General features: G+C 70.5%; 11 protein-coding genes. 2 read left to right on the forward strand and 9 right to left on the reverse strand.

Annotated features, from left to right (window positions below; translation table 11 throughout):
- Positions 1-22: 22 nt before the first annotated feature.
- Genes ACIA47_RS12990 through ACIA47_RS13005 form a run of 4 tightly spaced genes read right to left on the reverse strand, consistent with a single transcriptional unit; the run spans position 23 to position 3,596 of the window.
- Positions 23-664, reverse strand: coding sequence for a response regulator (locus ACIA47_RS12990; RefSeq protein WP_396707759.1), 642 nt, complete (start codon positions 662-664; stop codon positions 23-25).
- On the reverse strand, positions 661-1,929 hold the full coding sequence (locus ACIA47_RS12995) for a sensor histidine kinase (protein ID WP_238411772.1): 1,269 nt from the start codon (positions 1,927-1,929) through the stop codon (positions 661-663). Before ACIA47_RS12995 ends, ACIA47_RS12990 begins: the two co-directional genes overlap by 4 nt.
- A gap of 11 nt (positions 1,930-1,940) precedes the next feature.
- Positions 1,941-2,675 (reverse strand): ABC transporter permease, encoded by a 735-nt coding sequence (locus tag ACIA47_RS13000; protein ID WP_396707762.1) that lies wholly within the window; start codon positions 2,673-2,675, stop codon positions 1,941-1,943.
- A 12-nt stretch (positions 2,676-2,687) separates the two neighbouring features.
- Positions 2,688-3,596, reverse strand: a complete 909-nt coding sequence (locus ACIA47_RS13005) for an ABC transporter ATP-binding protein (RefSeq protein WP_203125074.1) — start codon at positions 3,594-3,596, stop codon at positions 2,688-2,690.
- 200 nt (positions 3,597-3,796) lie between these two features.
- Between ACIA47_RS13005 and ACIA47_RS13010 the strand changes: the two genes are divergently transcribed.
- Both ACIA47_RS13010 and ACIA47_RS13015 read left to right on the forward strand, forming a co-directional pair.
- On the forward strand, positions 3,797-4,588 hold the full coding sequence (locus ACIA47_RS13010) for an EI24 domain-containing protein (protein ID WP_396707764.1): 792 nt from the start codon (positions 3,797-3,799) through the stop codon (positions 4,586-4,588).
- A 1-nt stretch (position 4,589) separates the two neighbouring features.
- Positions 4,590-5,111, forward strand: coding sequence for an O-acetyl-ADP-ribose deacetylase (locus tag ACIA47_RS13015; RefSeq protein WP_396707766.1), 522 nt, complete (start codon positions 4,590-4,592; stop codon positions 5,109-5,111).
- A gap of 209 nt (positions 5,112-5,320) precedes the next feature.
- On the opposite strand, the gene ACIA47_RS13020 is transcribed toward ACIA47_RS13015, so the two are convergent.
- The 5 genes from ACIA47_RS13020 to ACIA47_RS13040 form a co-directional block, all read right to left on the reverse strand.
- On the reverse strand, positions 5,321-6,217 hold the full coding sequence (locus tag ACIA47_RS13020; protein WP_396707768.1) for a GNAT family N-acetyltransferase: 897 nt from the start codon (positions 6,215-6,217) through the stop codon (positions 5,321-5,323).
- Positions 6,218-6,360: 143 nt separating this feature from the next.
- A complete protein-coding gene (locus ACIA47_RS13025; protein WP_396707770.1) occupies positions 6,361-7,368 on the reverse strand; it encodes a LacI family DNA-binding transcriptional regulator in 1,008 nt (335 codons plus the stop codon).
- Positions 7,369-7,387: 19 nt separating this feature from the next.
- Positions 7,388-8,800, reverse strand: a complete 1,413-nt coding sequence (locus tag ACIA47_RS13030) for a GH1 family beta-glucosidase (RefSeq protein ID WP_203125082.1) — start codon at positions 8,798-8,800, stop codon at positions 7,388-7,390.
- Complete coding sequence (locus ACIA47_RS13035) at positions 8,797-9,630, reverse strand: carbohydrate ABC transporter permease (RefSeq protein ID WP_203125084.1); 834 nt, start codon at positions 9,628-9,630, stop codon at positions 8,797-8,799. Before ACIA47_RS13035 ends, ACIA47_RS13030 begins: the two co-directional genes overlap by 4 nt.
- Positions 9,627-10,619, reverse strand: coding sequence for a carbohydrate ABC transporter permease (locus ACIA47_RS13040; RefSeq protein WP_396707773.1), 993 nt, complete (start codon positions 10,617-10,619; stop codon positions 9,627-9,629). Before ACIA47_RS13040 ends, ACIA47_RS13035 begins: the two co-directional genes overlap by 4 nt.
- Positions 10,620-10,659 lie beyond the last annotated feature (40 nt).

The raw sequence follows: 10,659 nt of genomic DNA on the forward strand, positions 1-10,659 counted from the left end.
CGCCCATCCTGCCCGGTGCCGCTCACCGCCCGCCGGGCGTCAGCAACCCCCGGTCGTACGCGGCGGCCACCGCGGCAGCCCGGTCGTTGACCCCGAGCTTGGCGTACAGGTGCAGCAGGTGTGTCTTGACGGTGGCCTCGCTGATGAACAGACGGGTCGCCGCCTCCCGGTTGGAGGCACCCCGGGCCACCAGGGTGAGCACTTCCAGCTCCCGTTGACTGAGCGGTTCCTCGGCGGGAGCGCGCAGCCGGCCCATCAGCCGGCCGGCGACGCTCGGCGCGAGCACCGACTCGCCCCGGGCCGCGGCCCGGACCGCCCGGACCAGATCCTCCCGAGGTGTGTCCTTGAGCAGGTAACCGGTCGCACCGGCCTCGATCGCCGGCAGCACGTCCGCGTCCGTGTCGTAGGTGGTGAGCACCAGCACCCGGGCGGCACTGCCGGCGCGAGCCAGCCTGCCGATGGCGGTCACCCCGTCCATGCCGGGCATCCGCAGATCCATCAGCACCACGTCCGGCCGCAGCGCCGCGACCAGGACCAACGCCTCCGACCCGTCCGCCGCCTCGCCCACCACCTCGAAGTCGGGGTCACCGGTGAACATCCCCCGCAGGCCGTCCCGCACCACCGGATGATCGTCGACGATCAGCAGTCGGACCGGGGCGGTCAACCGGCACCTCCGGTCAGCGCGGGGACGGACGCCGAGATGGCGGTGCCGCCGCCCGGCTCGGATTCGACGGCCAACTCGCCACCGACCCGTGTCACCCGTTGCCGCATGGCGGTCAGCCCGTACCCGCCGCCCGGCTCACGGGGCAGCGGCTGGTCGGTGGGGTCGAAGCCCGCCCCGTCGTCACGGACGTCAAGCGTGACCACGTCCGCCATGTACGACAGGGTCAGCCCGACCCGTGACGCGGCGGCGTGCCGGGCCACGTTGGACAGCGCCTCCTGGGCGGCCCGTAGCAGGGTCACCTCGACCTCCGGGTGCAGCGGACGAGGTGTGCCGGTGGTGGCCACGTCGGCCCGTACCCCGTTCAGGGCCGACCAGCGTCCGCCCAGCTCGACGAGCGCGTCCGGTAGCCGCGCCGTCTCCAACGGTTCCGGACGGACCGCCTGTACCGAACGGCGGGCCTCGGTGAGGCTCTCCCGGGCCAGGGCGAGCGCGTTGTCGACGTGCCGGCGCCAGTCGGCGGACCGGTCGCGGGTCTGCTCGGCCGCCTCCAACTGGGTGATGATGCCGGTCAACCCCTGCGCCAGGGTGTCGTGGATCTCGCGCGCCATCCGTTGCCGTTCGTCCAGCACGCCGGCCTCCCGCGCCTGGGCGAGTAGTTGGGCGTGCAGCCCGGCGTTCTCACTGACCGTCTCGGTGAGTTGGCGGTTGGTCTCGCCGAGTTCCGCCACCAACCGTTTGCGTTTGGCGTCCTCCTGTTCGGCAACCATCGCGAACCAGCTCACCGAGCCGGCCACCACCAGGTTGAACAGCACCAGCACCAGCCAGAGCGGCCAGTGCGACACCGCCACCGACAGACCACCACCCTGAGAGGTGGCGACGAGGGCGGCCGTGGTGATCACGCCGGCGACCCGCCAGCGCCCGGGCAGCACCGGAAAGGCATGGATATAGCCGATCCAGGCGAAGAAGCCGTACCACGGACTGGCGGCCACCAGTGCGGCGGCGAACGTGAGCAGCCCGGCGTAGTAGACCGCCATCAGCGTGCGCCGGCTCTGCCAGCCGGGGTGCACTGTGACGAACCAGGCGACCCAGCATCCGGCCGCCACGGCGACGGCGAGGGTGGGCAGCGCCCCGAGGTGGTGGGGTGCCGGTGCGACGAGGGCCAGCAGGGTGCCCAGGGCCAGCCCGCCGAAGGGGAAAACGCGATAGAGGGCCGCCTCGCGCTCTCGCCAACTGGTCAAACGGTCGTGCCCACCGTTGCAGGTCATCGCATCTCCGCTCACTCCCAGCGGAACAGTTTCGCCGCGCCGGCGCCGGCCGCCACGGCGATCACCGCCATTATCGCCAGGTGCAGCGGTTGCGGCGACGTGCCGGTCCAGGCGTCGAGGAGTGCCTGCACCCCGGGCGGCGTGTAGTCGCCGATCCGCGCCACGACGTCCGGGAGCAGGAACCGGGGCAGGTAGACCCCGCCGAAGAACATGGTGACCAGGAACAGCGGCACGGCCAGGGCCTGTGCCGCCTTCGTCGTCCGGGCCACTGCGGCGACCAGCAGGCCGAGCGACAGCAGGGCGGCCGTGCCGAGGACGAACGCCAGCGTGAAGCCGAGCGGGTGCCGGGGGAACGGCACCCCGAACGCGAGCCGGGCGACGACGATGAGTAGCAGCGCGCTGGCCAGGATCCCGGCCAGGGCCAGCACCAGTTGGGCGGCGAGCAGAGCCGCCGGGTGCGCCGGGGTGGTCGCCAGCCGACGCAGCACGCCGCGTTCCCGGTAGGTGGCCAGCACCGAAGGCAGCGTGTTCACCCCGACCATGGCGAGGGTGACCACCAGCAGCGACGGGGCGAAATAGCTGACGAAGGTCTGCCCGTCGAAGGTCGGATCCGGCTTTCGCAGCGAGGGGACCAGCCCCAGCACCACCAGGATCACTGTGGGTAGCCCGATCGTGGTGAGAAGCGTCGGCAGGTCTCGCAGGTAGAGGCGCGCCTCGGTTCTCAGGATGTTGCGGAAGGCGTGCATGCTGGCTCCCTCTCAGTTGGCGGGCCGGTGCCCGGTCAGCTCGACGAAGACGTCGTCGAGGGTGGACTGCTCCAGCCGCAGGTCCGCGGCGACGATCTGGTGGCGGGCGAGCACCGAGGTGACGGCGTGCAGCAACTCACCGGTGCCGGTCACCACCACCTGGCTGCCGGTTCGCTGCACGGCGGACACCTCGGGCAGGTCGGTGAGGAGCCGGTCGTCGACCGGAGCCGAGGGCCGGAACCGGATCCGCTGCTCCGGAGCCACCGTCGACACCAGGCCCGCCGGGCTGTCCAGGGCGACCACCCGACCCCGGTCGATCACCGCGACCCGGTCGCAGAGCCGCTCGGCCTCCTCCATGAAGTGGGTGACCAGCACGATCGTCACCCCGCTGTCGCGGACCTGTTCGATGAGGCCCCAGGTGTCCCGGCGGGCCTGCGGGTCCAGCCCGGTGGTCAGCTCGTCGAGGATGGCGATCTCCGGGTTGCCCACCAGGGCCAGCGCGATGGAGAGCCGCTGCTTCTGACCGCCGGAGAGCTTCTTGTACGCGGTGTTCCGCTTGTCGCCGAGGCCCAGCTTGTCGATCAGCTCGGCCGGGTCGACCGGGTTGCGGTAGAACGAGGCGTACAGCTCCAGTGCCTCGGCCACCCGCAACCGGTCCGGCAGTTGACTCTCCTGGAGTTGCACCCCGACCCGCTGGCGTAGCTGGGCCGCGTCCCGGCGGGGGTCTAGCCCGAGGACCGACACCCCGCCCCCGTCTGGGACACGCAGCCCGGCGACACACTCCACGGTGGTGGTCTTGCCGGCGCCGTTCGGACCGAGGACGCCGAAGATCTCCCCGGCCTCCACCACGAGCGACACGTCGTCCACCGCCATCAGGTCGCCGTACCGCTTCTTCAGGTGGGTCACCTCGATGACCGGCATCGTGCCGCCTTCCGCCGCCGCTGACTTCGTACCCCTCAAGGGTTGTCGGGGTGGCCCGCCGGCGAATCGACCGGTCGGCGACGAACCTCGGCGTCCCCGGTGGATCGCTGCCGTCCGTCAACCGGTTGATGTGTACGTCGTGAGTCGCTGCTAGCGCTCCGCCCGGCGGATCCGCGCACGGCTGGTTAGGCTGCTCGATCGTGGATGCCAGCAGAATCGCCAGCCCGGTGACCGGGGCCGTCGGACGCTTCCTCGCCGGGGCGGGGCTGCTCCTGCGCGGGCTGGGCCTCTACGCCCGCAGCCCGGGGCTGATGCTGCTCGGCATCGTGCCGGCGCTGATCTCCGGCGTGCTCTTCCTGGTCGCGCTCGCCACGCTGGTGTACTTCGTGGACGATCTCGCCGCGCTGGTCACCCCGTTCGCCGACGACTGGTCGAGCACCGGCCGCAGCCTGGTCCGGGTGATCGCCGGGTTGGCCTTCCTGGGGCTCGGCGGCCTGCTCGGCGTGCTCACTTTCACCGCTGTCACCCTGGTCATCGGCGACCCGTTCTACGAGAAGATCTCCGAGCAGGTCGAGCAGCGGTACGGCGGCACGCCGGGCGCGGTGGACGTGCCCTTCTGGTCGTCGCTGCGCCGCAGCCTCGCCGACTCGGTACGCCTTGTGGCGCTCACGGCGTTGGTCGGCATCCCGCTCTTCGTCGCCGGCTTCATCCCGGTGGTCGGCCAGACGGTCGTCCCGGTCATCGGGGCGGCCGTGGGCGGGTGGTTCCTCGCCGTGGAGCTGGTCGGTGCACCCTTCTACCGACGGGGGATGCGGCTGCCGCAGCGCCGGACGATCCTGAAGGCCGACCGACCCACCGCGCTCGGCTTCGGAGTGGCCGTCTTCCTCTGCTTCCTGATTCCGCTCGGCGCCGTGCTGATCATGCCGGCCGCGGTCGCCGGTGCCACGTTGCTGGCCCGTCGCTCGATGGGCCAGCCGATCGAGCAGAGCTGACATGGAGATCAGCCTGGTCGAGGGAGACATTACCACCCAGCGGGTGGACGCCATCGTGAACGCCGCGAACTCGTCCCTGCTCGGTGGCGGTGGGGTCGACGGTGCCATCCACCGGCGCGGCGGGCCGGCGATCCTGGCCGAGTGCCGGGCGCTGCGGGCGTCCCGCTACGGCAGGGGCCTGCCCACCGGCCAGGCGGTGGCGACCACGGCCGGGGAGTTGTCGGCCCGTTGGGTGATCCACACCGTTGGGCCGGTCTGGTCGGCCAGCGAGGACCGGTCGGCGCTGCTGCGCGACTGCTACGCCAACAGCCTCCGGGTGGCCGACGAGGTGGGCGCGACCACAGTGGCGTTCCCGCTGATCTCCGCCGGCATCTACGCCTGGCCGATCGACGACGCGGTCGGTCAGGCGCTGGCGGTGCTGCGCTCGGCCACCCCGGCCACCGTCACCGAGGCCCGCCTGGTGCTCTTCGGCCCCGACACGTATGCCGTCGCCCGCCAGGTGTTCGACAACCCCGTCGCGTAGGGTATCTCCCCTTAATCAACCCCCGCTGCCGCGTCGATCATGGAGTTGTGGTGAGTGACAAAGTGCCCTTGCCGCACCAAAGCAGGCACCACAACTCCATGATCGACGAGGCTGAGCCGCGTCCTTCCGCGATCTTGCACTTGCTGTCGCGACACATGGGGCATTCTGCGCATTCCGACGACAGGAACTGCAAGATCGGCGCGCGCGGGTCAGGTCAGGTCGGCCAGGCAGGTCCACTGGGAGGCCACCGCTCGGTAGCCCAGTCGGGCGTTGACCGCGAGCATCGGCACGTTCGCCTCGTCGTTCGAGGTGTACGCGACGCGCACGCCGTTCGCGGCAGCCCGGTGCAGCGCCGCCGTCTTGGCCAGCCGGGCCAAACCTCGACCTCGGTATGCCGGGATGGTGCCGGTGTAGTCAGACCACATCCGGTCCCCGTCGCGCTTGACCAGACTGAAGGCGACCACCTCCCCGTCGACCTCGGCGGCGATGCTGGCTGTCTTGTCCAGGCCGAGGTTGTCCCAGACGTCGTACTGCCAGCTCTGGTAGCTCTTGCTGTCGACCGGCACGTCGCCCGGCTCGTCGGCGGCGGAGGCCACGTCCGCCGCGTACAGCAGGTGCGGGTCCAGGTCAGCGACCGGGTGCAGCCGTACGCCCGGGGGTGGGTCGGGTAGCGCGGGTGCCGGGTTCAGATCGAGCGCCGAGTAGCGCACCTCGCGGCTGGGCTCGTAGCCGTGGCGGCTGGCGAACGGCAGCGCCCCCGGTTGTGCCGTTGCACGCACCCGGCGGACTCCCAACGGGCGGAGGTAGTTGGTCGCGGTTGTCAGCAGCTCGCTGCCGATGCCGCGTCGGCGATGCTCCGGGTGCACGTGCAGCAGGTTGATGCCACCGACGTTCGCCACCGATGTCGTGCCGATTCGTTCGGCGGACACCCAGCCGACCACCTGGTGGTCGGCCTCGGCCACGAAGGCGGTCCAGGCTTCCTCCGGCGGGGGCTCGGCGAGCATCTTCCGGGTCGACTCGACCCCGCGCACCAGGTACGGGTAGACGATCGCCCGCAGGGCCACCACGCCCGGAGCGTCGTCCGGCTGCGCTTCACGAATCCGCATGTCAGGCCCCCATCCGTACGGCCGCGACGGCCTCGATCTCGACGAATCGGTGGGAACAGCTGAGCAGCGCTACAGGATCCGGCATGTCGGCGAGGCTAACCAGGATCGCCTGCCCGAGCGACGCATTAACCCGCCCGGCGCGGTCAGGCGGAGGCGCGGCGGATCAGCTCGGTGGGGAGCATGACCGCCTGCTCGATGCTCTCCCCGGCGGCCAGCCGGAGCAGTTGGCGGGTCATCCGGCGGCCGAGTTCCACGATCGGCTGCCGGACGGTGGTCAGCGGCGGCTCGGTGTAGGCGGCGGTCTCGATGTCGTCGAAGCCGACCACCGCCACGTCGTCGGGCACCCGCCGACCTGCCTCGCGCAGAGTCCGCAGGGCGGCGTGCGCCATCAGGTCGGAGGCGGCGAAGACCCCGTCGAGGTCGGGATGCTCGGCGAGCAGGCGGCGCATCGCCGCCGACCCGGATTCCCGGGTGAAGTCACCGATGGCGATCAGCTCGGGCAGCCCCGCGTCGGCGACAGTGCTGCGGTAGCCGCTGAGCCGTTCGATCCCGGCGACCATGTCCTGTGGCCCGGCGATGGTCGCGATCCGTCGACGACCGCTGTCGATCATGTGCCGGACGGCTGCTGTCACCCCCGCCACGTGGTCGACGTCGACGTACGGGACGGGCACGTTGCCGAGTGGGCGACCGCTGACCACCACCGGGATGCCGAGTCGGGCCAGCGTGCCGGGCAGCGGGTCGGCACCGTGCAGCGACGCGAAGAGCACGCCGTCGACGTGCCGGCCGGTGGTGTACCGCTCGACCCGGTGGTGTCCGGCCGGCGAGCCGGCGAGCATCAGCACCAGTTGCTTGTCGGCGGCCTCCAGTTCCTGGCTGACACCCCGGATGATGCCGGGGAAGACCTGGTCGTCGGAGAAGACCCGGGTGGCCGCCTCCGGCATGACCAGGGCGATCGAGTCGGTGCGCTGGGTGACCAGGCTGCGGGCCGCCAGGTTGGGGACGTACCCCAACTCGGCGACCGCCCGGGTGACCGCCTCGCGGATCGGTTCGGCGACGGTGGTGGAGCCGTTGACCACCCGGGAAACGGTGGCGCGGGACACCCCGGCCCGCGCTGCCACCGCTTCGAGCGTCGGCCGCTGCGCCGTCGTCATCGCGCCTCCCCCCCGCTCGTCACAGCCCGTTCCGGGAGATCACCTCCTGGTACCACCGGGCGCTGGCCTTCGGTGTGCGCCGCTGGGTCAGGTAGTCGACGTGCACGATCCCGAACCGCTTGCGGTAACCCTCCGCCCACTCGAAGTTGTCCAGCAATGACCATACGAGATAACCGCGCAGGTCCACGCCCCGGGAGATCGCTTCGTGCGCCGCACGCAGGTGCCCGTCGAGGTAGGCGATGCGATCGGTGTCGATGACCTGCGTCGGCCCGTCGGGCGAGTCGGCGCCCGGCTTGTCGGGGAACGCCCCACCGTTCTCGGTGATCAGCAGCGGCACGCCGGGGTAGTCGGTGGCGATCCGTTCCAGCAGCCGGGTCAGCCCGGCCGGCTCGATCATCCAGCCCATGTCGGTGAGTGGCCCGGTCGGCGGCACGAAGTGCACAGCGCCCTCGGTGCCCGGGTAGGCGTCGTTGCCGGCGCCGTCGGGCCGGCCTGCCACGTAACCGGGTGCGTAGTAGTTGATCCCCAGCAGGTCGATCGGGGCGGCGATCAGCTTCTCGTCACCGTCGCGGATGAACGTCGGCTCGACGATCCGCGCCACGTGCTCGCGGACGTCGTCCGGGTAGCCGCCGGCCAGCAGCGGGTCGAGGAAGATCCGGTTGTGCAGGCCGTCGACCAGGCGGACCGCGGCGGCGTCGGCAGCGCTCTCCGGGTCGGCCGGTCGCACGTCCGCCGGGTTGACGGTGATGCCGACGCTGCGCGCGCCGGCCGCCCGCAGCGCCCGCGCCGCCAGGCCGTGCCCCAACAGCAGATGGTGTACGGCGGTGAAGGCCGCCCCCGGGTCCTGCTCGCCCGGGGCGTGCATCCCGTTGCCGTAGCCGAGGTAGGCCGAGCACCATGGCTCGTTGAGCGTGGTCCACACGTCGATTCGGTCGCCGAGGCGGGCGTACACCGCTGTGGCGTAGGTGGCGAAGTGTTCGGCGGTGTCCCGGTTGGTCCAGCCGCCCCGGTCGCCGAGGGTCTGCGGCAGGTCCCAGTGGTAGAGGGTGACGATCGGGTCGATTCCCCGATCGAGCAGGGTGTCGGTGAGTCGGTCGTAGAAGTCCAGCCCACGTGGGTTGGCCGGGCCGGTGCCGTCGGGCTGGATGCGGGGCCAGGCGACCGAGAAACGGTACGCCCGCAGCCCCAGCTCGGCCATCAGCGCCACGTCGTCGGCGTACCGGTGGTAGTGGTCGCAGGCGACGTCGCCGGTGTGGCCCTGGTACACCTTGCCCGGCGTACGGCTGAAGGTGTCCCAGATAGACGGACCGCGACCGTCGTCGCGGGCCGCACCCTCGATCTGGTACGCGGCGGTGGCCGCCCCCCAGAGGAAGTGTTCGGGAAACCGGATCTCGTTGCTGGACCGGTTGGTTGGCTCGCTCCGCTGGTTCACGCCTTGACCGCACCTTCCATGATTCCGCCGATGATCTGCCGGCCGAACAACACGAAGACCAGTAGCAGGGGCAGCGTCGCGATGGCTGTTCCGGTGAACACCTGCGACATGTCCTGGTAATACCCGTCCGACAGTGCTCGTAGGGACAGCTGCACTGTCGGATTCGCCGGATCGTTCAATACAGCGTACGGCCAGAGAAAGTCGTTCCAGGTGGTCATGAAGGTGAGCAGACCGAGGACGGCGGCGGCGGGACGCAGGGCGGGCAGCACGACGTGCCACCAGACCCGGGCGGTGCCACAGCCGTCCATCCGGGCGGCCTCGATCAGTTCGTCGCTGATGGCCTGGCCGGCGTACTGCCGCATCATGAACACCCCGAACCCGGTGACCAGCACCGGGACGATGACCGCTGGCAGCCGGTCGTTCCAGTGCAGCTTGGTCATGAGCAGGTAGAGCGGGATCACGCCGAGCTGCGTCGGCACCATCATGGTCGCGATGATCACCAGCAGCATCGCGTTGCGGCCACGGAACCTGAGCTTGGCGAAGGCGAACCCGGCCAGGCTGGAGAAGAACACCACGGACACGGTGACCGTGGTGGCCACGATCGCCGAGTTGATCAGACCGGTCAGGAAGTACGCGTCGGTGTTGTCGAACAGTCGGGCGATGTTCGCGCCCAGATTGCCGCCGGGCGTGACCGGGGGTGGCAGTTGGCCCATCGCGTCGTTGCTGCGGCTGGCGACGACGAACATCCACCAGATCGGAAAGACCGACAGGCCGGCGGCGACGACCAGGGCGAGGTAGGTGAGCGGGCTGGCCCGCCAGAGCCGGCTCATCGCGCCGCTCCCTTCTGCTGTCGGTCCGCGCCGCCGAGTCGGCGCAGGATCAGCACGTTGACCGCCGCGACGATCGCGATGAGCGCGAAGAGCAGCCAGGCCACGGCCGAGCCGTACCCGAAGTTGTAGTGCGGGGCGAAGGCGTTCTCGAACATGTACATGGTCAGGGTCTGCGACTCGCGTAGCGGCCCGCCGCGGATCGGATTGGTGCCGGAGTTGAACATCCGGGGCTCGGTGAAGAGTTGCAGGCCGCCGATGGTGGCGATGATGGTGCAGAAGATGATCGTCGGTTTGAGCAGTGGCACGGTGACCGACCAGAACTGCCGGGCGCGGCTGGCGCCGTCGATCGCCGCCGCCTCGTACAGGTCGCGGGGGATGGCCTGCATGGCGGCCAGCAGGATCAGCGCGTTGTAGCCCGTCCACCGCCAGTCGACCATGGCGGAGATGGCCACCCAGGAGGCGAACCGGTTGGACTTCCAGCCGATCGGGTCCATCCCGACCAGGTCGAGCAACCAGTTGATCATGCCGAACTCGCGGCCGAAGAGCACCCCGAACACGATCGCCACGGCGGCGGTGGAGGTGACGTTCGGGACGAGCACCGCCATCCGCCATCCGGTGCGGGCCCGCAGCCCTCGGTTCAGGAGGTTGGCCAGCCAGAGCGCGGCGAGCAGTTGCGGCACCGTGGAGATCACGAAGATGCCCAGCGTGTTGACCAGCGCGTGCCAGAAGTCGGTGTCGGCGAGCAGCCGGGTGTAGTTCTCCGCCCCGACGAAGGGGTGGTCGGCGCCGAGTAGGTCCCAGTCGTGCAGCGACACCCAGAAGGTGTACGCCAGCGGGTACGCCCCGAAGATGCCGAAGATCAGGAAGAACGGGGCGATGTAGAGGTACGGCGAGAAGCGGGTGTCGAATCGACTGAGCCGACCCGAGGACTGGCGGGGCTTACCGGTTGCCGGTGTGGCCGGCGGACGGGCGTCGAGCTGGACGGTCATGCCCGAGGACTCCTTTCCGTCGTGCGGGCGGGACCTCTGC

The sequence above is a fragment of the Micromonospora sp. NPDC051227 genome (genome assembly GCF_044455385.1).
Taxonomy (GTDB): Bacteria; Actinomycetota; Actinomycetes; order Mycobacteriales; family Micromonosporaceae; genus Micromonospora.

What these genes read in the sequence shown, in the direction of transcription:
- ACIA47_RS12995 (WP_238411772.1), bottom strand. Translation starts at nt 1,929, where the DNA reads ATGACCTGCAACGGTGGGCACGACCGTTTGACCAGTTGGCGAGAGCGC.
- ACIA47_RS13000 (WP_396707762.1), bottom strand. Translation starts at nt 2,675, where the DNA reads ATGCACGCCTTCCGCAACATCCTGAGAACCGAGGCGCGCCTCTACCTG.
- ACIA47_RS13005 (WP_203125074.1), bottom strand. Translation starts at nt 3,596, where the DNA reads ATGCCGGTCATCGAGGTGACCCACCTGAAGAAGCGGTACGGCGACCTG.
- ACIA47_RS13015 (WP_396707766.1), top strand. Translation starts at nt 4,590, where the DNA reads ATGGAGATCAGCCTGGTCGAGGGAGACATTACCACCCAGCGGGTGGAC.
- ACIA47_RS13020 (WP_396707768.1), bottom strand. Translation starts at nt 6,217, where the DNA reads ATGCGGATTCGTGAAGCGCAGCCGGACGACGCTCCGGGCGTGGTGGCC.
- ACIA47_RS13025 (WP_396707770.1), bottom strand. Translation starts at nt 7,368, where the DNA reads ATGACGACGGCGCAGCGGCCGACGCTCGAAGCGGTGGCAGCGCGGGCC.
- ACIA47_RS13035 (WP_203125084.1), bottom strand. Translation starts at nt 9,630, where the DNA reads ATGAGCCGGCTCTGGCGGGCCAGCCCGCTCACCTACCTCGCCCTGGTC.
- ACIA47_RS13040 (WP_396707773.1), bottom strand. Translation starts at nt 10,619, where the DNA reads ATGACCGTCCAGCTCGACGCCCGTCCGCCGGCCACACCGGCAACCGGT.